Origin of the sequence: Streptomyces recifensis (assembly GCF_002154615.1) — a bacterium.
Taxonomy (GTDB): domain Bacteria; phylum Actinomycetota; class Actinomycetes; order Streptomycetales; family Streptomycetaceae; genus Streptomyces; species Streptomyces griseoluteus.
The window spans coordinates 1-22,978 of record NZ_MUNH01000196.1 but is presented as its reverse complement, the minus strand read 5'-3'; the positions used below and the strand labels follow the sequence as shown (position 1 = coordinate 22,978).

Here is a 22,978-nt window from a genome sequence, read left to right as displayed (position 1 = left end):
GGACCGGGGCGCCCCGGTCCCCCTACTCTCGGATGATGGATCAGCGAAGCACGCGTGACGCGGCGGAGATCCCTGCCGTCGAGGTCGTCGGAGCACCTCTCTGGGAGACCTTCGATCCGGCGGCGTACGTCGATGCCAACTACAGCCGGCTGCACGCGGACGACGAGGCGATCATGCGGATGTGCGGCGATTTCTTCCGCCGGCACTTCGAACGTCACGACGCGCTGTCCGCCCGCGCGGGCATCGACGTCGGTTCCGGGCCGAACCTGTACCCCGCCCTGATGCTGCTCCCCTGGTGTGCGGAGATCACCCTGCTCGACCTTTCCCCGGCCAACATCGCGTGGCTCGAGCGGCACACCGGCGGCTACCCGGAGAGCTGGGACGCGTTCTGGGACGTGCTGAACACCGGCAGCCCGTACCGGGAGATCACCGATCCGCGCGGCAGCCTGGGCGCGAGCGCCCGGGTCGAGCACGGGGACCTGTTCCTGCTGCCCGAGGGGCGCTGGGGCATCGGGACCATGTTCTTCACCGCCGAGTCCATAACGGACTCCGCCGACGTGTTCCGGGACGGCGTACGGCGCTTCGTCGAGTCACTACTCCCCGGCGCGCCCTTCGCCGCCGCCTTCATGGCCGGTTCACGGGGCTACCGCGTGGGCGGTCACTTCTTTCCCTCGTGCAGCGTGGACGAACGGGCAGTGGCCGCGAGCCTCGCCCCGTACGCGGCGGACGACCTGACGATCACGCGCCTGCACGACGGCCATGCGTTGCGCGAGGGCTACCTGGGAATGATCCTGGCCTGCGGCCGGCGCCGGGACGACACCCGTTAGCGGACGAGCACCTGGGGGATGCGTGATCGAGGACGTGTTCCGTGAGACCACGGCGGAGCCGCGCACCCAGTCCGTTCCGCTGGCCCATCTCTCGCTGGAGATGGGCCACCTCTACCTGGAGGACTTCGAAGGCGGACCGGACCGGCTGCGCGAGCACTTCGCCCTCGCCCGCCCCTGGGCGGACGCCGCGGTCGCGTCCACCGCGGTGGGGACGGCCGGACGGCGGCCCCGGATCAGCACCTGCTTCCTCATCGACGACTACTTCTCCCGGTTCTCCTCCCCCGCCGACGTCGTGCCGCCGTTGCTCGCGGAGGCGGCCCGTGCGGGCCTGACCATCGACTACCTGGTGCGGGAGTCCGGCTGCGCGGTGGCCGACGGCTTCGAACTGGCCCGGTCCGTGGCTGACCGGCTGGTCGAGTCGCCCCCGCCGGGCAGCAACGGCGGACGGCCCCCGGCCCGCCGGACCGGCTGGCTCGCCAACGGCAGACGCGGCCCCGCCGGCCTGGTGGGCCACGAGACCTGGCAGCCGCCCGAGGAGACCCTGGCCCGGCGGCACTCGGTCTTCCTGGACACCGAACTGTGGGACGACGAAGGCCCGGTGCGCACCTGGTCCTGCGCCTTCCTGGCCGCCGTATGGCAGTTGCTCCGCCTCGGACTGCTGCGGCACGACGGCTCGCCGGTTCTGCGGCCCGCCCTCTGGGACGGGCGGACACTGCCCGGCGACTGGGACGAACTCCCGGCGCTCCTTCAGGTCGACGCCGCCGCCGAGCCCTTCACCGCCTACCGCACCTGCTCCCTGCTGCCGTACCGGTTCCTGCCCGTCGAGCACGCCGTCATGGTCGTCCTCGACCAGACCGACGTGGACCCCGTAGCCCTCGCGCAGACCTCGCGGCGCGCCGCCGACGAAGGCATCGACCTGCCCGCCTCGGTCGCCGAACGCGCCGGCTACGTCTTCTACCCCAGCCCCTGACATGGCGTCCGCCCCGAGCCCGGCGCCGGTGGCGCTCCGCTGCGGCGAGGTGCGGACCTGCCTGCTGCCCGCGTCCCGGCCGCTGTCCGCCGGGGACACCGCCCGGCTGCTGGGCCTGCGCCTCGGGGAACCCGTCACGCTCTCCGCGCGCCCCGACCGGCACGCACAGTCCCCTTCCCTGCTCACCGGGGTCGACTGCGCGCTGCCCACCGCCGACGGCACCAAGATCCGCGCCGTCGGCACGGTGGTCTCCCGTGCCTCGGTCACCGAGGGACGGGTCGTCCAGGCCGACGCCTTCACCAGCGTGCCCCTCCTGGGCCCCGGCAGCCGCAGGCCGTGGTGGCACTACCTCGCACGGCCGGGCGTGGTCGAACCGCTCGGCAAACTCCCCGAACCGGCCGTGGCCCAGGGGCTCCTCACCGCCTGCCGACCGGACGAACTGGACCCGGGTCTGATCGCGGAGGGGTTGCTCACCGAGGTCCTCGGCCATCCGCTGCTCGACCACCGGCCGCCTCTGCCGACCCCGTGCACCCGGCTGCGGTGGGTGGCACTGCGGCCCGCCGACGGGTCCCCCGCGCCGGCCGTCCGCTTCACCCTGGCCGGGGTCGGACACCGGACGGTGGAACTGCGTCTGCCCGCCGAGATCGAACCGCCCGTCATTGCCGCCTTCTGCGCGGACCTCGCGCTGCACGACTGGCTACTGACGGTCCTGACCGGCCTGCTGGACGAGGCCCCGCCGGGAAGCGCGCCGGAGGAACTCGTGCGCGCGGCCGCCGCCCACCTGCTGCATCTGTGGATGCCGGCGGCCCGGCCGGACCCCCGGCTCCTCCCGTTGTGGGAGGCGCTGGAGCGGACTCCGGGGTTCACCCGCCAGTGGCAGTCGCTCGCCCAGCGGGTCCGTGACCTGCTGGTTCTCTACTCGCAGCCGGGTACGGGCGTCCCTGGCGGGCCGCGACGCACCTCCCGGCGCCCACGTCAGCATCGTCGTCGACAGTGACACCGGGGGAGCCATGCGGCGGACGCGCCGGATATCCGAAGTAGTCGTAAGAGTCGCCGTCACCGCCCTGCTGGGCGGCGTGACCTACCTGATCACCAACCTCACGGATCAGCCCGAGATCTGGAAGATCACCCTCTCCGTGTTCATCGCCGGGGCGACCCTCATCGTCCAACAGCTCGCGGACTTCGAACGGCGGCTGGACGACGGCCTCACCGGCTTCAACGACACGACCCGGTTGATCTCCCGGCTGGACACCTCACCCGTGGGCTCCGGCGAGGTCACCCGCCTGGCGCGGAACGTCGCGGCACTCGAACCGGGCCGTCCCGACCTCCTGTACACATTCGTCCGGGCCGAGGTACGACGGCTGACCAACCTGATGGACGATCTGCGGGGCAACCACGCGGACTACCCTGGCGAGGACCGCGACTGGCTGCTGGGCCTGGCCCGGTGCGCGGGGACGTCCATCGACGCGGCGAGCACCTCGGTCGACCGGGACTTCTGGGGGACCGACCTCGGCCGCCACTACGTGACCGCCCAGGAGCAGGCGGTGTCACGGGGCGTCCGGGTACGGCGGCTGCTCATCCTCGGCACCCCGGCGGACCTCGACGCCGATGTGGAAGAGCTGCGGGCCTGGCAGCGGAGCCTGGGCTTCGAGATCCGGGTACTGGTGCTGTCCACGCTGGAGACCTGGGAGCAGCGGGAGGCGGTCAAGAACTTCGTCGTCTTCGACCGGGCCATCAGCTACGAGACCACTGCGGCGGACGGCGATCCATCACGCGTCTACGAGACCAGCCTGACCGTGGGCGAACGCGTGGACGAGCGAGTACGACGTTTCGAGATCTGGTGGGAGAGGGGCGATTAGCGGTCCCCGCACACAACTGGGTCCGGCCCCCTCGGAGGAGACCGGACCCAGGAGCAGGGGGTTCAGCGGACGAACACCCCCGCGCTCCCCGCCAGATCCAGGAAGTACTGGGGTGCCACGCCCAGGACCACCGTCACCGCCACGCCCACCGCGATGGCGGTCATGGTCAGGGGGGAGGGGACCGCGACCGTGGGGCCGTTGGGCTGGGGGTCGCTGAAGAACATGAGGACGATGACGCGGATGTAGAAGAAGGCGGCGATGGCCGAGGAGATGACGCCGACCACGACCAGGGGAGCCGCGCCGCCCTCCGCCGCCGCCCGGAAGACCGCGAACTTCCCCGCGAAGCCGCTGGTCAGCGGGATGCCGGCGAAGGCGAGCAGGAAGACGGCGAAGACCGCGGCGACCAGGGGAGACCGGCGGCCGAGGCCGGCCCACTGGGAGAGGTGCGTCGCCTCGCCGCCCGCGTCGCGGACCAGGGTGACCACGGCGAAGGCGCCGATCGTCACGAAGGAGTACCCGGCGAGGTAGAAGAGGACCGCCGAGACCCCGTCCTCCGTCGTCGCGATCACACCGGCGAGGATGAAGCCCGCGTGCGCGATGGAGGAGTACGCCAGCAGCCGCTTGATGTCGGTCTGGGTGATCGCGACGATCGCGCCGGCCAGCATGGTGACGATCGCCACCCCCCACATCACCGGCCGCCAGTCCCAGCGCAGTCCCGGCAGCACCACGTACAGCAGCCGCAGCAGCGCGCCGAACGCGGCCACCTTGGTCGCGGCCGCCATGAAGCCGGTCACCGGGGTCGGGGCGCCCTGGTACACGTCCGGGGTCCACATGTGGAACGGCACCGCACCCACCTTGAACAGCAGGCCCATCACCAGCAGCGCCATGCCGATCAGCAGCAGCGCGTCGTTGCCCATGGTGTCCGCGAGCGCCGGGTCGACCCCGCTGACCGTGCCGTCCACGACCTGCGCGATCCGCGCGTAGGACACCGAGCCCGCGTAGCCGTACAGCAGGGCGATGCCGAACAGGGTGAACGCCGAGGCGAACGCGCCCAGCAGGAAGTACTTGACCGCGGCCTCCTGCGACATCAGCCGCTTGCGGCGGGCCAGCGCGCACAGCAGGTACAGCGGGAGGGAGAGCACCTCCAGGGCGACGAACAGCGTCAGCAGGTCGTTCGCCGCGGGGAAGACCAGCATGCCCGCGACCGCGAAGAGCAGCAGCGGGAACACCTCGGTGGTGGTGAACCCGGCCTTGACCGCCGCCTGTTCGCCCTCACCGCCCGGTACGGAGGCGGCCTGTGCCGCGAAGGAGTCGACCCGGTTGCCGTGCGCCGCCGGGTCCAGGCGCCGCTCGGCGAAGGTGAACAGGCCGACCAGCGCGGCCAGCAGGATCGTGCCCTCCAGGAACAGCGCCGGGCCGTCCACCGCGACCGCGCCCATGGCCGCGATGTGCGCCTTGGTGGTGCCGTAGCCGCCCGCCGCGAGCGCGACGACCGCGGCGAAGGCGGCGCACAGCGCCACGGCGGAGACGAACACCTGGGCGTAGTAGCGGGAGCGGCGCGGCACGAACGCCTCGACGAGCACCCCGATGAGGGCGGCGCCGACGACGATCAGCGTCGGCGACAATTGTCCGTATTCGATCTTCGGCGTGTCGATCTTCGAGATCGGATCGGCCGCCGTTGTCCACAGGCTGTGGACGGCTGCTGCGCTCACTTGGCCGCCTCCACCGCGGGCTTGGGGTCCTTCTGCTGGACGTCGGACATGGTCTGCTTGACCGCCGGGTCGACGATGCTGGTCAGCGGCTTCGGATAGACACCGAGGAGGACCAGCAGCACGATCAGCGGCGCGACCACCAGCACCTCACGCACCCGCAGGTCGGGCATCGCCGACACCTCCGGCTTCACCGGGCCGGTCATCGTGCGCTGGTACAGCACCAGCGTGTACAGCGCGGCCAGCACGATGCCGACCGTGGCGACGATCCCGATCACCGGGTACCGGCTGAACGTGCCGACCAGTACCAGGAACTCGCTGACGAACGGCGCCAGTCCGGGCAGCGACAGGGTCGCGAGGCCGCCGATCAGGAAGGTGCCGGCGAGCACCGGGGCGACCTTCTGCACGCCGCCGTAGTCCGCGATGAGCCGGGATCCGCGCCGGGAGATCAGGAAGCCCGCGACCAGCATCAGCGCGGCCGTCGAGATGCCGTGGTTGACCATGTAGAGGGTCGCGCCCGACTGGCCCTGGGTCGTCATGGCGAAGATGCCCATCACGATGAAGCCGAAGTGCGAGATCGACGCGTAGGCCACCAGCCGCTTGATGTCCCGCTGGCCGACCGCGAGCAGCGCGCCGTAGACGATGCTGATCAGGGCGAGGACGAGGATCACCGGCGTCGCCCACTTCGACGCCTCCGGGAAGAGCTGGAGGCAGAAGCGGAGCATGGCGAAGGTGCCGACCTTGTCGACCACCGCGGTGATGAGCACCGCGACCGGCGCGGTGGACTCCTGCATGGCGTTGGGCAGCCAGGTGTGCAGCGGCCACAGCGGGGCCTTCACCGCGAAGGCGAAGAAGAAGCCGAGGAACAGCCAGCGTTCGGTGCTCGTCGCCATGGTCAGCGAGCCGTCGGCCCGCGCCTGGACGATCTCCTGGAGGCTGAAGCTCCCGGCGACCACGTACAGCCCGATCACCGCGGCCAGCATGATCAGACCGCCGGCCAGGTTGTAGAGGAGGAACTTCACCGCCGCGTACGACCGCTGGGTGGACGCGGCCTCCTCGCCCTGGCTGTGGGCCCGGTCCCCGAAGCCGCCGATGAGGAAGTACATCGGGATCAGCATGGCTTCGAAGAAGATGTAGAAGACGAAGACGTCGGTCGCCTCGAAGGAGATGATCACCATCGCCTCGACGGCCAGGATCAGCGCGAAGAAGCCCTGCGTGGGCCGCCACCGCCTGCTGCCCGTCTCCAGGGGGTCGGCGTCGTGCCAGCCCGCCAGCACGATGAACGGCATCAGCAGCGCGGTCAGCCCGACCAGGGCCACCGCGATGCCGTCCACGCCCAGTTCGTAGCGCACCCCGAAGTCCCTGATCCAGGAGTGGGACTCGGTGAGCTGGTAGCGGGCGCCGTCCGGGTCGAAGCGGACCAGGACGACGATCGCCAGCGCGAGCGTGGCCAGGGTGACCAGCAGGGCCAGCCACTTGGCGGCGGTGCGCTGCCGGGCCGGCACGGCGGCCGTGGCCACCGCACCCAGCGCCGGGAGCGCGGCTGTCGCTGTCAGCAGAGGAAAGGACATCGGTATCAGACCGCCCTCATCAGCAGCGTCGCGGCGACCAGGAGGGCCGCGCCGCCGAACATCGAGACCGCGTAGGAGCGGGCGAAGCCGTTCTGGACCCGGCGCAGCCGCCCGGACAGGCCGCCGAAACCGGCCGCCGAGCCGTTGACGACGCCGTCGACCAGGGTGTGGTCGACATAGACCAGCGAGCGCGTCAGGTGCTCGCCGCCGCGCACCAGCACGACGTGGTTGAAGTCGTCCTGGTAGAGGTCGCGCCGCGCGGCGCGGGTGAGCACGGAGCCGCGCGGGGCGAGCGCGGGTACGGGCTTGCGGCCGTACTGCGCCCAGGCCAGGCCCACGCCGACAACCAGGCAGACCATGGTGGCGCCGGTGACGGTGAGCGCGCTCAGCGGGGAGTGGCCCTCGCTGTGCCCGGTGACCGGCTCCAGCCAGTGCAGGAAGCGGTCGCCCACGTCGAAGAAGGCACCGCCGGCCACCGAGCCGACGGCCAGCACGATCATCGGGATCGTCATGGTCCGCGGGGACTCGTGCGGGTGCGGCTCACCGTGCGCGCCCTGGTGCTCGGCGGCCGGCTCGGCGCTCGGGGCCTCGGGGGACCTGGTCGGCTGGTTCTTCCAGCGGGGTTCGCCGAAGAACGTCATGAGCATCACGCGGGTCATGTAGAACGCGGTGATCGCCGCGCCCAGCAGGGCCACCCCGCCCAGGATCCAGCCCTCGGTGCCGCCCTTGGCGAAGGCCGCCTCGATGATCTTGTCCTTGGAGAAGAAGCCGGACAGCCCCGGGAAGCCGATGATCGCGAGGTAGCCGAGGCCGAAGGTGACGAAGGTGATCGGCATGTACTTCCGCAGGCCGCCGTACTTGCGCATGTCGACCTCGTCGTTCATGCCGTGCATCACCGAACCGGCCCCGAGGAACAGCCCGGCCTTGAAGAAGCCGTGGGTGACCAGGTGCATGATCGCGAAGACGTAGCCGATCGGGCCGAGGCCGGCCGCGAGAACCATGTAGCCGATCTGCGACATGGTCGAGCCGGCCAGCGCCTTCTTGATGTCGTCCTTGGCGCAACCGACGATCGCACCGAACAGCAGCGTGACCCCGCCGACGACGGTGACCACGAGCTGCGCGTCCGGCGCGCCGTTGAAGATCGCGGCGGAGCGGACGATGAGGTAGACGCCCGCCGTGACCATGGTGGCCGCGTGGATCAGGGCCGAGACCGGGGTCGGGCCCTCCATCGCGTCCCCGAGCCAGGACTGGAGCGGCACCTGGGCGGACTTGCCGCACGCGGCGAGCAGCAGCATCAGGCCGATCGCGGTGAGCCGGCCCTCGGACGCGTCGCCCGCGTGCTCCAGCACCGGGCCGAAGGCGAAGGTGCCGAAGGTGGTGAACATCAGCATGATGGCGATGGACAGGCCCATGTCGCCGACCCGGTTGACCAGGAACGCCTTCTTCGCGGCGGTCGCGGCGCTGGGCTTGTGCTGCCAGAAGCCGATCAGCAGGTACGAGGCGAGGCCCACGCCCTCCCAGCCGACGTACAGCAGCAGGTAGTTGTCGGCGAGGACCAGCAGGAGCATCGCCGCGAGGAACAGGTTGAGGTAGCCGAAGAAGCGGCGGCGCCGCTCATCGTGCTCCATGTACCCGACGGAGTACAGGTGGATCAGCGAGCCGACCCCGGTGATCAGCAGCACGAACGTCATCGACAGCTGGTCGAGCCGCAGCGTGACGTCGGCCTGGAAGCCGCCGACCGGGATCCAGCTCCACAGGTGCTGGGTCCAGGTGCGGTGTTCGGCGTCCTTGCCGAGCAGCCCGGCGAACAGGACCAGGCCGACGACGAAGGAGGCGGTCGACAGCAGGGTGCCGACCCAGTGGCCGACGGCGTCCAGGCGCCGGCCGCCGAGCAGGAGCACGACGGCTCCGAGCAGGGGCGCCGCGATGAGCAGCGCGATCAGGTTCTCCACGATTCTTCCGACCCCTTACAGCTTCATCAGGCTGGCGTCGTCGACCGAGGCCGAGTGGCGGGTGCGGAACAGCGACACGATGATCGCCAGGCCCACCACGACCTCCGCGGCGGCGACGACCATCGTGAAGAACGCGATGATCTGGCCGTCGAGGTTGCCGTGCATCCGGGAGAAGGTGACGAAGGCGAGGTTGCAGGCGTTGAGCATCAGCTCCACGCACATGAACACCACGATCGCGTTCCGCCGGATCAGCACGCCGGTGGCGCCGATGGTGAACAGCAGGGCCGCGAGATAGAGGTAGTTGACGGGGTTCACTGCGCCGCGTCCTCCGTCCGCTTGAAGGTGGCCGGGGTGTTCTCCGTGCGCTCCAGGCGTTCCTCAGCGCGCTGTTCCAGCGCCTTGAGGTCGCCGAGGGCCTGGGCGGAGACGTCCCGGATCTGACCGCGTTCGCGCAGCGTCCGGCTGACGCTCAGCTCGGCGGGGGTGCCGTCGGGCAGCAGGCCCGCGATGTCCACCGCGTTGTGCCGGGCGTAGACGCCGGGGGCGGGCAGCGGCGGTACGTGCTTGCCCTCGCGGACCCGCTCGGCCGCCAGCTCGCGCTGGGTCCTGGGCCGTTCGGTGCGCTCGCGGTGGGTGAGCACCATGGCGCCGACCGCGGCGGTGATCAGCAGGGCGCCGGTCAGCTCGAAGGCGAAGACGTACTTCGTGAAGATGAGGGCCGCCAGGCCCTCCACGTTGCCGCCCGCGTTGGCCTGGCCGGTGCCGTTGAACTGGGTGAGCGAGGCGTTGGCGATGCCGCCCAGCAGCAGGACGCCGAAGCCGAGCCCGCAGAGCAGAGCCAGCCAGCGCTGCCCCCTGATGGTCTCCTTCAGCGAGTCGGCGGCGGTCACGCCGACGAGCATCACCACGAAGAGGAAGAGCATCATGATCGCGCCGGTGTAGACGACGATCTGCACGATTCCCAGGAAGTAGGCGCCGTTGGCGAGGTAGAACACCGCCAGGACGATCATGGTCCCGGCGAGACACAGCGCGCTGTGCACCGCGCGTCGCATCAGGACGGTGCACAGGGCGCCGATCACGGCGACGCTGCCGAGAATCCAGAACTGGACCGCTTCTCCGGTGGAAGTGGAGTAGGCGGCGAGCTGTGCGCTCATGCCTCCACCTCCTCTTCGGGCTTCTCGCCCTTGGAGGTGGCCACTTGCCGGACCGTGCCGGGGGCGGCCTCGGTCACCAGGCCCCGGTAGTAGTCCTGTTCGTCGGTGCCGGGGAAGATCGCGTGCGGGGAGTCGACCATGCCCTCGTCCAGACCGGCGAGCAACTGCTCCTTGGTGTAGATGAGGTTGGCCCGGCTGGAGTCGGCCAGCTCGAACTCGTTGGTCATCGTGAGCGCGCGGGTGGGGCACGCCTCGATGCACAGGCCGCACAGGATGCAGCGGGCGTAGTTGATCTGGTAGACGCGGCCGTACCGCTCGCCCGGCGAGTAGCGCTCCTCGTCGGTGTTGTCGGCGCCCTCGACATAGATGGCGTCGGCGGGGCAGGCCCAGGCGCACAGCTCGCAGCCGACGCACTTCTCCAGGCCGTCCGGATGGCGGTTGAGCTGGTGCCGTCCGTGGAAGCGGGGAGCGGTGGTCTTCTTCTGCTCCGGGTACTGCTCGGTCAGCCGCTTCTTGAACATGGCCTTGAAGGTCACGGCGAAGCCGGCCACGGGGTTCTGGAAACCGGGTGCGGTCTCCTTGGGCTCCTCAGCCATCGGACGCCTCCTTTCCATCCGAAGTTCCGTCACTGACAGTGTCCACTCCACCACTGACAATCAGCTCCCGCTCCTGGCGCGGACGGCGCCTGGGCACCGCGGGCAACTGCTGTCCGGGCAGCGGCGGTACGGGGAAACCGCCCGCCAGCGGATCGAACGCGGGCTGCGGGGCCGGCTGTTCGGCCGCCTTGGCCTTGTCGCGGAACATGTCGGCGACGAAGGAGATCAGCAGCAGGGCGAGCACACCGCCGCCGACGTAGAGCGCGATGTCGGCGAAGTCGTAGTTCTCGTTGCGCAGCACCCGCACGGTCGCCACCAGCATCAGCCAGACCACCGAGACCGGGATCAGGACCTTCCAGCCGAGCTTCATGAGCTGGTCGTAGCGGACACGGGGGAGCGTGCCGCGCAGCCAGATGAAGAAGAACAGCAGGAGCTGCACCTTGATGACGAACCAGAGCATCGGCCACCAGCCGTGGTTGGCGCCCTCCCAGAAGGTGCTGATGGGCCAGGGGGCCCGCCAGCCGCCGAGGAAGAGGGTGGCCGTCACCGCCGACACCGTCACCATGTTCATGTACTCGGCGAGCATGAACAGCGCGAACTTGATCGACGAGTACTCGGTGTTGAAGCCACCGACCAGGTCCCCCTCGGACTCCGGCATGTCGAAGGGGGCGCGGTTGGTCTCGCCCACCATCGTGATCACGTAGAGGACGAAGGAGACCGGCAGCAGCAGGATGTACCAGCGGTCGTGCTGCTGTTCCACGATGACGGAGGTCGACATCGACCCCGAGTAGAGGAACACCGAGGCGAACGCGGCGCCCATGGCGATCTCGTAGGAGATCATCTGCGCGCAGGAGCGCAGACCGCCCAGGAGCGGATAGGTCGAGCCGCTGCTCCAGCCGGCCAGCACGATGCCGTAGATGCCGACCGAGGCGACGGCCAGGATGTACAGCATCGCGATCGGCAGGTCGGTGAGCTGCATCGTGGTGCGGTGGCCGAAGATCGAGATCTCGTTGCCGGCCGGGCCGAACGGGATGACCGCGATCGCCATGCAGGCAGGGATGGCGGCGACGATCGGTGCGAGGACGTAGATCACCTTGTCCGCGCGCTTGACGACGACGTCCTCCTTGAGCATGAGCTTCACGCCGTCGGCGAGCGACTGGAGCATGCCCCAGGGGCCGTGCCTGTTGGGGCCGATGCGCAACTGCATCCAGGCGACGACCTTGCGCTCCCAGACGATGGACAGCAGCACCGTCAGCATCAGGAACGCGAAGCAGAACACCGCCTTGACGACGACCAGCCACCACGGGTCGCGGCCGAACAGCGAGAGGTCTTCAGCGGCGAGGAACGGGCTCATCCTCGAACCTCCTTGGGGGCCTCGTCGGCGTGCACCGCGGGGCCGATACGGACGAGGGAGCCGGGCCGGGCCCCGGTGTCGGAGGCGACGCCCCGGCCGGCCGAGTCCAGCGGGAGCCAGACCACCCGGTCGGGCATCTCCGTGATCTCCAGCGGGAATGCGGTCGTCCCGGCCGGACCGGTGACGGCGAGGGTGTCGCCGTCCTTGACGCCCGCCTCGGCGGCCGTCGCCGCGGACACGCGCGCGTGGGCGGCGTGCCGGGTGCCGGCCAGCGCCTCGTCGCCCTGCTGGAGGACGCCGAGGTCGAGCAGGAGCCGGTGTCCGGCGAGCACGGCCTCCCCGGCCGCCGGGCGGGGCAGCGCGGCCCCGCTGTGCAGCGGGTCGGCGGCCGAGGCCCCGGTCCAGCCGCCGAGCCGGTCGATCTCCGCGCGGGTGGTGCGCAGGTCCGGCAGGCCCAGGTGGACGTCCATGGCGTCGGCCAGCATCTGCAGGACGCGGGCGTCGGCCGGGGCGAGCCGGCGGGTCATCTGGTCGGGCTTGAGCGCGGCCTCGAAGAAGCGGACCCGGCCCTCCCAGTTGAGGAAGGTGCCCGTCTTCTCGACCACCGCCGCGACCGGCAGCACCACGTCGGCGCGCTCGGTGACCTCGCTGGGCCGCAGCTCCAGCGAGACCAGGAAGCCCACGCTGTCGAGCGCCTCACGCGCGCGTGCCGGGTCGGGCAGGTCGGCGACCTCCACCCCGGCGACGAGGAGCGCGGACAGCTCGCCGGTGGCGGCGGCCTCCACGATCTGCTGGGTGTCGCGGCCGTAGCGGGCGGGGAGTTCGGCCAGCCCCCAGGCGGCGGCGACCTCCTCCCGCGCGCGCGGGTCCGTGGCCGGACGGCCGCCCGGCAGCAGCGAGGGCAGCGCGCCCGCCTCGACGGCACCGCGCTCCCCCGCGCGCCGGGGAATCCACACCAGCCGGGCGCCGGTCGCGGCCGCCGCGCGCGTGGCGGCGGTCAGGCCGCCCGTGACGCCCGCGAGCCGCTCGCCGACCACGATCACGGCGCCCTCGGCGCGCAGCGCTTCGGCCGCCTCGGTGCCGGCGTCCTCCAGGCCGACCCCGCCGGCCAGCGCGTCCAGCCACTCGGGCTCGGTGCCGGGCGCGGCCGGCAGCAGCGTGCCGCCCGCCTTGGTCAGGCCCCGGGTGGCGTGCGTGGCCAGGGCGTACACCTTCTGGCCGCGCTTGCGCCACGCCTTGCGCAGCCGCAGGAAGACGCCGGGGGCCTCCTCCTCGGCCTCGAACCCGACCAGCAGCACGGCGGGCGCCTGCTCCAGCGCGGTGTAGGTGACCCCGGTGCCGTCGAGGTCGCGGCCCCGGCCGGCCACCCGGGCGGCCAGGAAGTCGGCCTCCTCGCCGCTGTGCACGCGGGCGCGGAAGTCGATGTCGTTGGTGTCGAGCGCCACCCGCGCGAACTTGCTGTACGCGTACGCGTCCTCGACCGTCAGCCGGCCTCCGGTGAGCACCCCGGCGCGGGAGCGGGCGGCGCCGAGGCCCCGCGCGGCCGCGTCCAGCGCCTCGGGCCAGGAGGCGGGCTCCAGCACGCCCTCGGCGTTGCGGACCAGCGGGGTGTCGAGCCGGTCGCGCAACTGGGCGTAGCGGAAGGCGAACCGGCCCTTGTCGCAGACCCAGTCCTCGTTGACCTCCGGGTCGTTGGCGGCGAGCCGCCGCATGACCTTGCCGCGCCGGTGGTCGGTACGGGTGGCGCAGCCGCCCGAGCAGTGCTCGCACACCGAGGGCGAGGAGATCAGGTCGAAGGGGCGCGAGCGGAACCGGTAGGCGGCCGAGGTGAGCGCGCCGACCGGGCAGATCTGGATGGTGTTGCCGGAGAAGTACGACTCGAACGGGTCGCCCTCGCCGGTGCCGACCTGCTGGAGCGCGCCGCGCTCGATCAGCTCGATCATCGGGTCGCCCGCCACCTGGTTGGAGAACCGGGTGCAGCGGGCGCACAGCACGCACCGCTCGCGGTCGAGCAGCACCTGGGTGGAGATGGGCACCGGCTTGGCGTAGGTGCGCTTGCGGCCCTCGAAGCGGGACTCGGCGTTGCCGTGCGACATGGCCTGGTTCTGCAGCGGGCACTCGCCGCCCTTGTCGCAGACCGGGCAGTCCAGCGGGTGGTTGATGAGCAGCAGTTCCATCACCCCGTGCTGGGCCTTCTCGGCGACCGGCGAGGTGAGCTGGGTCTTCACCACCATGCCGTCGGTGCAGGTGATGGTGCAGGACGCCATCGGCTTGCGCTGGCCCTCCACCTCCACGATGCACTGGCGGCAGGCGCCGGCCGGGTCCAGCAGGGGGTGGTCGCAGAAGCGCGGGATCTCGATGCCGAGCTGCTCGGCGGCCCGGATGACCAGGGTGCCCTTGGGCACGCTGATCTCGATGCCGTCGATCGTCAGCGAGACGAGGTCCTCCGGCGGGACCGCCGCCTGCCCCCCGCCTGAGGGGGCACTGGTGGTCACGGTCATGCGTTCACCTCCGGGCGGTCCGCCCAGGCCGTCGACTTGGCCGGGTCGAAGGGACAGCCCCGGCCCGTGATGTGCTGCTCGTACTCCTCGCGGAAGTACTTCAGCGAGGAGAAGATCGGTGAGGCCGCGCCGTCGCCCAGGGCGCAGAAGGACTTGCCGTTGATGTTGTCGGCGATGTCGTTGAGCTTCTCGAGGTCGCTCATCGACCCCTTGCCCGCCTCGATGTCCCGCAGCAACTGCACCAGCCAGTAGGTCCCTTCGCGGCAGGGCGTGCACTTGCCGCAGGACTCGTGGGCGTAGAACTCGGTCCAGCGGGTGACCGCCCGCACCACGCAGGTGGTCTCGTCGAAGCACTGGAGCGCCTTGGTGCCGAGCATGGAGCCGGCGGCGCCGACGCCCTCGTAGTCGAGGGGGACGTCGAGGTGTTCGTCGGTGAACATCGGGGTCGAGGAGCCGCCCGGCGTCCAGAACTTCAGCCGGTGGCCGGGGCGCATGCCGCCGCTCATGTCGAGCAGCTGGCGCAGGGTGATGCCGAGCGGCGCCTCGTACTGGCCGGGGCTGGCGACGTGCCCGCTGAGCGAGTACAGCGTGAAGCCGGGTGACTTCTCGCTGCCCATGGAGCGGAACCAGTCCTTGCCCTGGTGCAGGATGGCGGGAACCGAGGCGATCGACTCGACGTTGTTCACCACGGTGGGGCAGGCGTAGAGGCCCTCGACGGCCGGGAAGGGGGGCCGCAGCCGCGGCTGGCCCCGGCGGCCTTCGAGCGAGTCGAGCAGCGCGGTCTCCTCGCCGCAGATGTACGCGCCCGCGCCCGCGTGCACGGTGAGTTCGAGGTCGAGTCCGCTGCCGAGGACGTCCTTGCCGAGGAACCCGGCCTCGTACGCCTCGCGCACCGCCTCGTGCAGCCGGCGCAGGACGGGGACGACCTCGCCGCGCAGGTAGACAAAGGCGTGCGAGGAGCGGATCGCGTAGCAGGCGATCACGATGCCCTCGATGAGGCTGTGCGGGTTGGCGTAGAGGAGCGGGATGTCCTTGCAGGTGCCGGGCTCGGACTCGTCGGCATTGACGACGAGGTAGTGCGGCTTGCCGTCGCCCTGCGGGATGAACTGCCACTTCATGCCGGTCGGGAAGCCCGCGCCGCCTCGGCCGCGCAGGCCGGATTCCTTCACGTAGGCGATCAGGTCGTCCGGGGACATGGCGAGCGCCTTGCGCAGGCCCTCGTAGCCGTCGTGCCGCCGGTAGACGTCCAGGGTCCAGGAGCGGTCCTCGTCCCAGAAGGCCGAGAGCACGGGGGCGAGCAGCTTCTCGGGGCTGGTGCCGTCCTTGACGTCGGTGACCACGGTCATCACTCCCCCTCCTCTGCGGTCGGTCCCGACGGGTGCGCCGGGTCGGAGGCCGAGGTGTCGACCGGGTCGTGGGAGCTGAGCCGCTCGGTGGGCGAGGGCTCGTGCACCGGCTCCTCGCGCGGGGCCGCGTCGCGCGGGTGGACCACGCGCGCGGGCTGGGTCTCGCCCTTGGCCAGGCGGAGGCCGACCAGCGAGGCGTGGCCCGCGCTGCCGCCCTCCTCGACGGCGCCGGGGCGCTCGTCGGGGAAGCCGGCCAGGATGCGGGCGGTCTCCTTGAAGGTGCACAGCCGGGCCCCGCGCGTGGGCTCCACGATCTGCCCGGCGCGCAGGTCGTCGACGAGGCGGGTGGCGCTGGCCGGGGTCTGGTTGTCGAAGAACTCCCAGTTGACCATCACCACCGGCGCGTAGTCGCAGGCCGCGTTGCACTCGATGTGCTCCAGGGTGACCTTGCCGTCGCCGGTGGTCTCGCCGTTGCCGACGCCCAGGTGCTCCTGGAGGGTCTCGAAGATGGCGTCTCCGCCCATGACCGCACACAGGGTGTTGGTGCAGACGCCCACCTGATAGTCGCCGGAGGGGCGGCGCCGGTACATGGAGTAGAAGGTGGCGACCGCGGTGACCTCGGCGGTGGTCAGCTCCAGCACGTCGGCGCAGAACTTCATGCCGGTCCGGGTGACGTAGCCGTCCTCGGACTGCACGAGGTGCAGCAGCGGCAGCAGGGCGGAGCGGGAGTCGGGGTAGCGCGCGATCACCTCGCGCGCGTCCGCCTCCAGCCGGGCCCGGATGTCGTCCGGGTAGGCGGGCGGGGGCAGTTCCGGCATGCCCAGGCCGACGCCCCGCTCGGAAGAAGAGGTGGTCACCGGTCGACGCCTCCCATCACGGGGTCGATGGACGCCACGGCCACGATGACGTCGGCGACCTGGCCGCCCTCGCACATCGCCGCCATGGCCTGGAGATTGGTGAAGGACGGGTCGCGGAAGTGGACCCGGAAGGGACGGGTGCCGCCGTCGGAGACCGCGTGCACGCCGAGTTCGCCCTTGGGTGACTCGACGGCCGCGTACGCCTGGCCCGGCGGGACCCGGAAGCCCTCGGTGACCAGCTTGAAGTGGTGGATCAGGGCCTCCATGGATGTGCCCATGATCTTCTTGATGTGGTCCAGCGAGTTGCCGAGCCCGTCCGGGCCGAGCGCGAGCTGCGCGGGCCAGGCGATCTTCTTGTCGGCGACCATGACCGGGCCCGGCTGGAGCCGGTCCAGGCACTGCTCGATGATCCTGAGCGACTGGCGCATCTCCTCCAGCCGGATCAGGAAGCGCCCGTAGGAGTCGCAGGTCTCGGCGGTCGGGACGTCGAAGTCGTAGGTCTCGTAACCGCAGTACGGCTGGGTCTTGCGCAGGTCGTGCGGCAGGCCCGTGGAGCGCAGGATCGGGCCGGTGGCGCCGAGCGCCATGCAGCCGGCCAGGTCGAGATGGCCCACGTCCTGCATACGGGCCTTGAAGATGGGGTTCCCGGTGGCGAGCTTGTCGTACTCCGGGAGGTTCTTCTTCATCTTCTTGACGAACTCGCGGATCTGGTCGACCGCGCCCGGCGGCAGGTCCTGCGCGAGTCCGCCGGGGCGGATGTACGCGTGGTTCATGCGCAGGCCGGTGATCAGCTCGTAGATGTCGAGGATCATCTCCCGGTCGCGGAAGCCGTAGATCATGATCGTGGTGGAGCCCAGCTCCATGCCGCCGGTGGCGATGCACACCAGGTGCGACGACAGCCGGTTCAGCTCCATCAGGAGCACCCGGATGATGTCGGTCCGCTCGGTGATCTGGTCCTCGATGCCGAGCAGCTTCTCGACGGCGAGGCAGTAGGCGGTCTCGTTGAAGAAGGACGTCAGGTAATCCATCCGCGTGACGAAGGTGGTGCCCTGCGTCCACGTGCGGTACTCGAGGTTCTTCTCGATGCCGGTGTGCAGATAGCCGATGCCGCAGCGGGCCTCGGTGACCGTCTCGCCCTCGATCTCCAGGATGAGCCGGAGCACTCCGTGGGTGGACGGGTGCTGCGGGCCCATGTTGACGACGATGCGCTCGTCGTCCGCCTTGGCCGCGGACTGGACGACCTCGTCCCAGTCGCCACCGGTGACCGTGTAGACGGTCCCCTCGGTGGTCTCGCGCGCTGACGCGTGGGAAGTGCTCACGAGTACGACCTCCGCTGGTCCGGAGCCGGGATCTGGGCGCCCTTGTACTCGACGGCGATGCCGCCGAGGGGGTAGTCCTTGCGCTGCGGGTGGCCCTGCCAGTCGTCCGGCATCATGATCCGGGTGAGGGCCGGATGGCCGTCGAAGACGATCCCGAAGAAGTCGTACGTCTCGCGCTCGTGCCAGTCGTTGGTCGGGTAGACCGCGACCAGGGACGGGATGCGCGGGTCGGCGTCGGGAGCGCTGACCTCCAGCCGGATCAGCCGGTTGTGGGTGATCGAGCGCAGGTGGTAGACCGCGTGCAGCTCGCGGCCCTTGTCGCTCGGGTAGTGCACCCCGCTGACGCCGGTGCACAGCTCGAAGCGGAGCGCCGGGTCGTCGCGCAGGGTGCGGGCCACCCGGAGCAGGTGCTCGCGCTCGATGTGGAAGGTCAGCTCGCCGCGGTCGACGACGGTGCGCTCGATGGCGTTCTCCGGGAGCAGGCCCTGCTCCTCCAGGGCGCCCTCCAGCTCGTCGGCGACCTCGTCGAACCAGCCGCCGTAGGGGCGGCTCGCCGCGCCGGGCAGCCGGATCGAGCGGACCAGGCCGCCGTAGCCGGAGGTGTCGCCGCCGTTGTTGGCGCCGAACATGCCGCGCTGGACCCGGATCTCCTCGCCGCCCTGGCCGCGCTGGCCGGGGAGGTTGGAGGCGGAGAGGTCCTTCTCGGGGTTCACACCGTTGGTGCCGTTGTCCTCGCTCACCGCAGCAGCCCCTTCATCTCGATCGTGGGCAGTGCCTTGAGCGCGGCTTCCTCGGCCTCCCGGGCCGCCGTCTCGGCGTTGACGCCGAGCTTTCCGCCCTGGATCTTCTGGTGGAGCTTGAGGATCGCGTCCATCAGCATCTCGGGGCGGGGCGGGCAGCCGGGGAGATAGATGTCGACCGGCACGATGTGGTCGACGCCCTGGACGATCGCGTAGTTGTTGAACATGCCGCCCGAGGACGCGCAGACGCCCATGGAGATGACCCACTTCGGGTTGGGCATCTGGTCGTAGACCTGCCGCAGCACCGGCGCCATCTTCTGGCTGACCCGGCCCGCGACGATCATGAGGTCGGCCTGGCGCGGTGAGCCGCGGAAGACCTCCATGCCGAAGCGGGCGAGGTCGTAGCGTCCGGCGCCGGTGGTCATCATCTCGATGGCGCAGCAGGCGAGTCCGAAGGTGGCCGGGAAGACGGACGCCTTGCGCACCCAGCCCGCGGCCTGTTCGACGGTGGTCAGCAGAAAGCCGCTCGGCAGCTTTTCTTCGAGTCCCATGACTTAAAGGCCCCTCAGTCCCATTCCAGGCCGCCGCGCCGCCATACGTACGCGTACGCGACGAAGACGGTGAGCACGAAGAGCAGCATCTCCACGAGCCCGAAGACCCCGAGCGCGTCGAAGGTGACGGCCCAGGGGTAGAGGAAGACGATCTCGATGTCGAAGACGATGAAGAGCATCGCCGTCAGGTAGTACTTGATGGGGAAGCGCCCGCCGCCGGCCGGCGTGGGGGTCGGCTCGATGCCGCATTCGTAGGCTTCGAGCTTCGCGCGGTTGTAGCGCTTCGGACCGATCAGCGCGGCCATGACCACGGAGAAGATCGCAAAGCCTGCCCCGAGGGCTCCCAGTACGAGGATGGGCGCGTACGCGTTCACCGCTCCTCGCTCCCTTCAGTCGGCATTGACTGGTGGCGGATCACGGGCTCACAGCCGCCTCTTCCGTCCCACCGACCCCACCCGTCCCGGCGAAGATCGAGAACATGTGAAGCAGGTCACAAGCCCAACTGCTCCGCATCTTATGCCCGCCGCTCTGTGATCTGCGACACGGGGTATTGCACAAGCTTTGTGATCTCCACCACCTGACGAAGGATCATGAAGCCGGAGGATGGGTGATCTTCGCACGCGAAGCGTTCAGTTGATCACCAGAAGTGACAATCCCGCTCGTCGGCGCACGTCAGAGGGGGTGCCGGAGCGGTTGCTCAATATCAAGAGGGTTCCGATGCATGCAAATTGGTGTTGGACGCATGCGGCTGCTAGTGGAGGGCGTTCACACCTCGGGGGGAGATCCGGGGCGCGATGTGGACGCGGCCGGAGCACGTGCGCGCGTTCACGAAGTCCCGGCGCGCGGCCGACCGTCGCGGACGCGACTCTTCCGGTGACCGTTCCGTGACCTCCGCCACACCGGTGGCGGGCGTTCCGGAGCCGGGCTTGGCCATCGACCCCAACCGATGGTAGGCGCGGGGCAATTCGGACGTAATGATCAAAGACCGTGATCAACGGCCCAATGATCTCCGTCCGCTATGTCCGTTACGGCGTCAATAAAGAGTGACGCGACCGGGTTTCGGAGATCCGATTGAACAATTGTGGCGCAGCACACGTTTGTTGAAGATATGAAGGAGCCCCTGGTACCGGTTGTTCCCATGTCCCACACCGCTCACATACGCAGCCACCGGAAGCCCCGCCGCAGCGCGTCGTCCATCGTCGTGCGGTCCGGTGTCGCCGGCGGCGTCCTCAGCACCCTGGCGGTCGCAGGAGCGGCCGGCTACGCGAACGCGGCCGAGGCCGAGCCCGTGACGCAGACGCTCGAACTCCCCACCCTCACCGCCGACGTGGCCACCCAGGTCGCGCAGTCCGCGGACGCCACCCAGCAGGCGGCCGCGAACTACGAGCTGCAGGCCGAGCGTGACGCGGCCGCCGCCAGCGCCGCGAAGCAGGCCAAGGCGGACCTCGCCGAGGCGCGGCAGAAGGCCGAGGCGAAGAAGAAGGCACAGGAGCAGGCCCGTAAGGAGGCCGCCGCCCGTGCCACCCGAAACGCCCAGCGCACCGTCCTCACCGCGTCCGCGTCCGCGAGCACCGACGCGGGCAGCGCCACGGTCACCGGCTCGTCCAGCGCGACCGGTTCGGCCGCGGCCATCGTGTCGTTCGTGAAGTCCCAGGTCGGCAAGGCGTACGTCTCCGGCGCCACCGGTCCCTCCGCCTACGACTGCTCGGGCCTGGTCCAGACGGCGTTCAAGCAGGTCGGCATCAGCCTGCCGCGCGTCTCCCAGGACCAGTCCACGGCCGGCACCCAGGTCTCCCTGAGCAACCTCCAGCCCGGCGACATCCTCTACTGGGGCAGCGCGGGCAGCGCGTACCACGTGGGTGTCTACGTCGGCGACGGCATGTTCGTCGGCGCCCAGAACCCCTCCACGGGCGTCGTGGAGCGTCCCCTCTCCTACGACCAGCCCACCGGCGCGGTCCGGGTCCTCTGACCCCCTCCGCCCCACCCGCACGACAAGGCCGCTGCCCTCGGGGGGCAGCGGCCTTGGTGCGTCTCCTGCCATGCTCGGACCCGGGCCGCCGCCCGGCGGGACGAGGTGATGTCCCGCCGGGCCGTCCGGGCTGTTATGCCGAGCTGATTCCCCGCGAGGGGATCAGGCCTTCGGGGCCACCTTCGTCAGGCCGTTGATGACGCGGTCCATGGTGTCGCCGCCCGTGGGGTCGGTCAGGTTGGCGAGGAGCTTGAGGACGAACTTCATCAGGAGGGGGTGGGTGAGGCCGCGCTGGGCGCCGATCTGCATGACCTTGGGGTTGCCGATGAGTTTCACGAAGGCGCGGCCGAGGGTGTAGTACCCGCCGTAGGTGTCCTTGAGGACGCGGGGGTAGCGCTGGAGGGCGATCTCGCGGGTGGCCGGGGTGGGGCGGGCGTGGGCCTGGACGATGACGTCGGCGGCGAGCTGGCCGGACTCCATGGCGTAGGCGATGCCCTCGCCGTTGAAGGGGTTCACCATGCCGCCGGCGTCGCCGACCAGCAGCAGGCCCTTGGTGTAGTGCGGCTGGCGGTTGAAGGCCATCGGCAGGGCCGCGCCCCGGATCGGGCCCGTCATGTGCTCCGGGGTGTAGCCCCACTCCTCCGGCATCGACGCGCACCATGCCTTGAGCACCTCGCGCCAGTCCAGCTCCTTGAAGGACTCCGAGGTGTTCAGCACGCCGAGGCCCACGTTGGACGTGCCGTCGCCCATGCCGAAGATCCAGCCGTAGCCGGGCAGCAGGCGGTCCTGGGCGCCCCGGCGGTCCCACAGCTCCAGCCAGGACTCCAGGTAGTCGTCCTCGTGACGCGGCGACTCGAAGTACGTACGCACCGCGACGCCCATGGGACGGTCCTCCCGGCGGTGCAGGCCCATGGCGAGGGAGAGCCGGGTGGAGTTGCCGTCGGCGGCGACGACGAGGGGTGCGTGGAAGGTCACCGGGCGCTTGTCGTCGCCCAGCTTCGCCGTCACGCCCGTGATCCGGCCCGTGCGGTCGTCGATGATCGGGCCGCTCACGTTGCACAGCTCGAACAGCCGGGCGCCCGCCTTCTGCGCCTGCCGGGCCAGCTGCTCGTCGAAGTCGTCCCGCTTCCGCACCAGCCCGAAGTTCGGGTACGAGGCGAGATCGGGCCAGTCCAGCTGGAGCCGGGAGCCGCCGCCGATGATGCGCAGACCCTTGTTGCGCAGCCAGCCCGCCTCCTCGGAGATGTCGATGCCCATGGCCACGAGCTGCTTGACCGCGCGCGGGGTCAGGCCGTCACCGCAGACCTTCTCCCGCGGGAACTCGGTCTTCTCCAGGAGCAGGACGTCGAGTCCGGCCTTGGCGAGGTGGTAGGCCGTGGTGGAGCCGGCCGGCCCCGCGCCCACGACGATCACGTCTGCGGTGTTGTCGGAGAGGGGCTCAGTCACGGCGGGTTCTCCCCAAGGTTGTGAATCTTCGTGCCGACGGGCACTGGACATGGGCAGTCTATTCAGCAGAATTGATCAACCGGCTGAAGGGCTGCTCCGTGAACCGAACTCCCCCTGTAGTACGGCTGCGTGTGCCCACCGACGAGGACGCCTACGCCTGGCACCGGGTCTTCGCCGATCCCGAGGTCATGCGGTTCCACGGGGGGCGGGCGGCCGAGCTGTCCGTGTACGAGGAACTCACCGCCCGGCAGCGGCGG

20 protein-coding genes and 1 pseudogene are annotated in these 22,978 nt (G+C 70.4%); 6 read left to right on the top strand and 15 right to left on the bottom strand.

All coding sequences use genetic code 11. The features are described 5' to 3' along the window. Positions 1 to 35: 35 nt before the first annotated feature. From CCN33_RS11945 to CCN33_RS11930, 4 genes are read left to right on the top strand one after another with little or no spacing between them, the layout of a single operon-like run. Positions 36 to 827 carry an SCO2525 family SAM-dependent methyltransferase gene (locus CCN33_RS11945; protein WP_107483931.1) on the top strand — a complete coding sequence of 264 codons (792 nt, stop codon included), beginning with the start codon at positions 36 to 38 and terminating at the stop codon, positions 825 to 827. A 22-nt stretch (positions 828 to 849) separates the two neighbouring features. Beyond that, positions 850 to 1,797, top strand: coding sequence for an SCO2522 family protein (locus CCN33_RS11940; RefSeq protein WP_086693614.1), 948 nt, complete (start codon positions 850 to 852; stop codon positions 1,795 to 1,797). A gap of 1 nt (position 1,798) precedes the next feature. After that, positions 1,799 to 2,794, top strand: a complete 996-nt coding sequence (locus CCN33_RS11935) for an SCO2521 family protein (RefSeq protein WP_244173770.1) — start codon at positions 1,799 to 1,801, stop codon at positions 2,792 to 2,794. A 13-nt stretch (positions 2,795 to 2,807) separates the two neighbouring features. Next, positions 2,808 to 3,656: a hypothetical protein gene (locus tag CCN33_RS11930; RefSeq protein ID WP_140394518.1), complete on the top strand. Its 849-nt coding sequence runs from the start codon at positions 2,808 to 2,810 to the stop codon at positions 3,654 to 3,656. Positions 3,657 to 3,718: 62 nt separating this feature from the next. Here the strand turns inward: CCN33_RS11930 and nuoN are convergent, their stop codons facing one another. Genes nuoN through CCN33_RS11860 form a run of 14 tightly spaced genes read right to left on the bottom strand, consistent with a single transcriptional unit; the run spans position 3,719 to position 19,680 of the window. Further along, complete coding sequence (gene nuoN, locus CCN33_RS11925) at positions 3,719 to 5,368, bottom strand: NADH-quinone oxidoreductase subunit NuoN (RefSeq protein WP_086693612.1); 1,650 nt, start codon at positions 5,366 to 5,368, stop codon at positions 3,719 to 3,721. After that, complete coding sequence (locus CCN33_RS11920) at positions 5,365 to 6,936, bottom strand: NADH-quinone oxidoreductase subunit M (RefSeq protein ID WP_086693611.1); 1,572 nt, start codon at positions 6,934 to 6,936, stop codon at positions 5,365 to 5,367. The genes nuoN and CCN33_RS11920 overlap by 4 nt, the downstream gene beginning before the upstream one ends. A gap of 5 nt (positions 6,937 to 6,941) precedes the next feature. Further along, positions 6,942 to 8,888 (bottom strand): NADH-quinone oxidoreductase subunit L, encoded by a 1,947-nt coding sequence (nuoL, locus tag CCN33_RS11915; protein WP_086693610.1) that lies wholly within the window; start codon positions 8,886 to 8,888, stop codon positions 6,942 to 6,944. Positions 8,889 to 8,903: 15 nt separating this feature from the next. After that, positions 8,904 to 9,203, bottom strand: a complete 300-nt coding sequence (gene nuoK, locus CCN33_RS11910) for an NADH-quinone oxidoreductase subunit NuoK (RefSeq protein WP_030742982.1) — start codon at positions 9,201 to 9,203, stop codon at positions 8,904 to 8,906. Then, complete coding sequence (locus CCN33_RS11905; protein ID WP_086693609.1) at positions 9,200 to 10,042, bottom strand: NADH-quinone oxidoreductase subunit J; 843 nt, start codon at positions 10,040 to 10,042, stop codon at positions 9,200 to 9,202. The genes nuoK and CCN33_RS11905 overlap by 4 nt, the downstream gene beginning before the upstream one ends. Then, positions 10,039 to 10,638 (bottom strand): NADH-quinone oxidoreductase subunit NuoI, encoded by a 600-nt coding sequence (gene nuoI / locus CCN33_RS11900; protein ID WP_086693608.1) that lies wholly within the window; start codon positions 10,636 to 10,638, stop codon positions 10,039 to 10,041. The genes CCN33_RS11905 and nuoI overlap by 4 nt, the downstream gene beginning before the upstream one ends. After that, on the bottom strand, positions 10,631 to 11,992 hold the full coding sequence (nuoH, locus tag CCN33_RS11895; protein WP_086693607.1) for an NADH-quinone oxidoreductase subunit NuoH: 1,362 nt from the start codon (positions 11,990 to 11,992) through the stop codon (positions 10,631 to 10,633). Before nuoH ends, nuoI begins: the two co-directional genes overlap by 8 nt. After that, complete coding sequence (locus CCN33_RS11890) at positions 11,989 to 14,493, bottom strand: NADH-quinone oxidoreductase subunit G (protein ID WP_086693606.1); 2,505 nt, start codon at positions 14,491 to 14,493, stop codon at positions 11,989 to 11,991. Before CCN33_RS11890 ends, nuoH begins: the two co-directional genes overlap by 4 nt. After that, complete coding sequence (gene nuoF, locus CCN33_RS11885) at positions 14,490 to 15,839, bottom strand: NADH-quinone oxidoreductase subunit NuoF (RefSeq protein WP_086693605.1); 1,350 nt, start codon at positions 15,837 to 15,839, stop codon at positions 14,490 to 14,492. The genes CCN33_RS11890 and nuoF overlap by 4 nt, the downstream gene beginning before the upstream one ends. Next, entirely contained in the window at positions 15,839 to 16,696 is an 858-nt protein-coding gene (gene nuoE / locus CCN33_RS11880) for an NADH-quinone oxidoreductase subunit NuoE (RefSeq protein WP_086693604.1), read from the bottom strand. Before nuoE ends, nuoF begins: the two co-directional genes overlap by 1 nt. Then, positions 16,693 to 18,015: an NADH-quinone oxidoreductase subunit D gene (locus tag CCN33_RS11875; RefSeq protein ID WP_086693603.1), complete on the bottom strand. Its 1,323-nt coding sequence runs from the start codon at positions 18,013 to 18,015 to the stop codon at positions 16,693 to 16,695. Before CCN33_RS11875 ends, nuoE begins: the two co-directional genes overlap by 4 nt. Further along, positions 18,012 to 18,755 (bottom strand): NADH-quinone oxidoreductase subunit C, encoded by a 744-nt coding sequence (locus CCN33_RS11870; protein WP_086693602.1) that lies wholly within the window; start codon positions 18,753 to 18,755, stop codon positions 18,012 to 18,014. The genes CCN33_RS11875 and CCN33_RS11870 overlap by 4 nt, the downstream gene beginning before the upstream one ends. Continuing rightward, on the bottom strand, positions 18,752 to 19,306 hold the full coding sequence (locus CCN33_RS11865) for a NuoB/complex I 20 kDa subunit family protein (RefSeq protein ID WP_086693601.1): 555 nt from the start codon (positions 19,304 to 19,306) through the stop codon (positions 18,752 to 18,754). Before CCN33_RS11865 ends, CCN33_RS11870 begins: the two co-directional genes overlap by 4 nt. 14 nt (positions 19,307 to 19,320) lie before the next feature. Beyond that, a complete protein-coding gene (locus CCN33_RS11860; protein WP_030813697.1) occupies positions 19,321 to 19,680 on the bottom strand; it encodes an NADH-quinone oxidoreductase subunit A in 360 nt (119 codons plus the stop codon). Positions 19,681 to 20,444: 764 nt separating this feature from the next. Here CCN33_RS11860 and CCN33_RS11855 point away from each other — a divergent pair. Then, the gene (locus CCN33_RS11855) at positions 20,445 to 21,275 is read left to right on the top strand and encodes a C40 family peptidase (RefSeq protein WP_086693600.1); all 831 of its coding nucleotides are present in this window, start codon (positions 20,445 to 20,447) and stop codon (positions 21,273 to 21,275) included. A gap of 162 nt (positions 21,276 to 21,437) precedes the next feature. On the opposite strand, the gene CCN33_RS11850 is transcribed toward CCN33_RS11855, so the two are convergent. After that, positions 21,438 to 22,772: a geranylgeranyl reductase family protein gene (locus CCN33_RS11850; RefSeq protein ID WP_086693599.1), complete on the bottom strand. Its 1,335-nt coding sequence runs from the start codon at positions 22,770 to 22,772 to the stop codon at positions 21,438 to 21,440. A gap of 47 nt (positions 22,773 to 22,819) precedes the next feature. On the opposite strand from CCN33_RS11850, the pseudogene CCN33_RS32910 reads away from it, so the two are divergent. After that, positions 22,820 to 22,978, top strand: a pseudogene (locus tag CCN33_RS32910) (GNAT family N-acetyltransferase); the annotation flags it as partial.

Coding starts and splice junctions, on each gene's coding strand:
- CCN33_RS11930 (WP_140394518.1), top strand. CDS start 2,808: ATGCGGCGGACGCGCCGGATATCCGAAGTAGTCGTAAGAGTCGCCGTC.
- CCN33_RS11935 (WP_244173770.1), top strand. CDS start 1,799: ATGGCGTCCGCCCCGAGCCCGGCGCCGGTGGCGCTCCGCTGCGGCGAG.
- CCN33_RS11865 (WP_086693601.1), bottom strand. CDS start 19,306: ATGGGACTCGAAGAAAAGCTGCCGAGCGGCTTTCTGCTGACCACCGTC.
- CCN33_RS11920 (WP_086693611.1), bottom strand. CDS start 6,936: ATGTCCTTTCCTCTGCTGACAGCGACAGCCGCGCTCCCGGCGCTGGGT.
- CCN33_RS11945 (WP_107483931.1), top strand. CDS start 36: ATGGATCAGCGAAGCACGCGTGACGCGGCGGAGATCCCTGCCGTCGAG.
- nuoI (WP_086693608.1), bottom strand. CDS start 10,638: ATGGCTGAGGAGCCCAAGGAGACCGCACCCGGTTTCCAGAACCCCGTG.
- CCN33_RS11905 (WP_086693609.1), bottom strand. CDS start 10,042: ATGAGCGCACAGCTCGCCGCCTACTCCACTTCCACCGGAGAAGCGGTC.
- nuoH (WP_086693607.1), bottom strand. CDS start 11,992: ATGAGCCCGTTCCTCGCCGCTGAAGACCTCTCGCTGTTCGGCCGCGAC.
- CCN33_RS11890 (WP_086693606.1), bottom strand. CDS start 14,493: ATGACCGTGACCACCAGTGCCCCCTCAGGCGGGGGGCAGGCGGCGGTC.
- CCN33_RS11855 (WP_086693600.1), top strand. CDS start 20,445: ATGTCCCACACCGCTCACATACGCAGCCACCGGAAGCCCCGCCGCAGC.
- CCN33_RS11850 (WP_086693599.1), bottom strand. CDS start 22,772: ATGTCCAGTGCCCGTCGGCACGAAGATTCACAACCTTGGGGAGAACCC.
- nuoF (WP_086693605.1), bottom strand. CDS start 15,839: ATGACCGTGGTCACCGACGTCAAGGACGGCACCAGCCCCGAGAAGCTG.